Here is a 622-nt window from a genome sequence, read left to right on the forward strand (position 1 = left end):
GCCTGTACTGGAACCTCCATGTCGTCGCAATCCCGATACTTCCGCTTGCCCACCCCCTATCCGCTGCCAGCCAAGGCGCCAGCAGAACCAGGCCCCGACGCGCCCGCCGCCTATGTGCTGGGCGTACTCTGGCGCAGCCCCCTGATGTGGATCGACTACCCCACGCACTGGAACCTGCTGTGGACGCAGGGCATGGCCGAGCGCAACCCCAATGACACCGACAGTCCCGAACTCAAGCTGGGCGACCCGACGGGTGTGCTGGTGCGTCCCGTGCGCGTGGTGTGGAAGACGGACAACCCGAACCCGGTCTATTGGCGGACCATGGTTGAGTTGATCCGCGACCCGCTGTACCCCCTGGGCTATCACTACGCGGTGGACCGAAATTATTTCTATTCCATCCAGCACGGCACCAACCGGCCGGACTTTGCTGACGTCAAGGTGTTTGCGGGCATGCCCCGCGCATGGATCGATACGCCGACCTATATCAAGGAGGAGCGGTATCGCAATGGCAGTGACCGCCTTTCCCGTCACTTCCGCTTGGGTATGCCCGCGCCATCGATCCTGGCCGAGAACGAAGCCCATGCCGAAGCACGAATGCCGTATTTCTTCACCAAGATGTACA

Annotated in this window: 1 pseudogene; it reads left to right on the forward strand. The window is 62.1% G+C overall.

The features are described from left to right. Nucleotides 1-18: 18 nt before the first annotated feature. A pseudogene (locus A6M56_RS03860) lies at nt 19-622 on the forward strand (hypothetical protein); the annotation flags it as partial.

Origin of the sequence: Ralstonia sp. RL, assembly GCF_001683835.1 — a bacterium.
GTDB lineage: Bacteria > Pseudomonadota > Gammaproteobacteria > Burkholderiales > Burkholderiaceae > Ralstonia > Ralstonia mannitolilytica.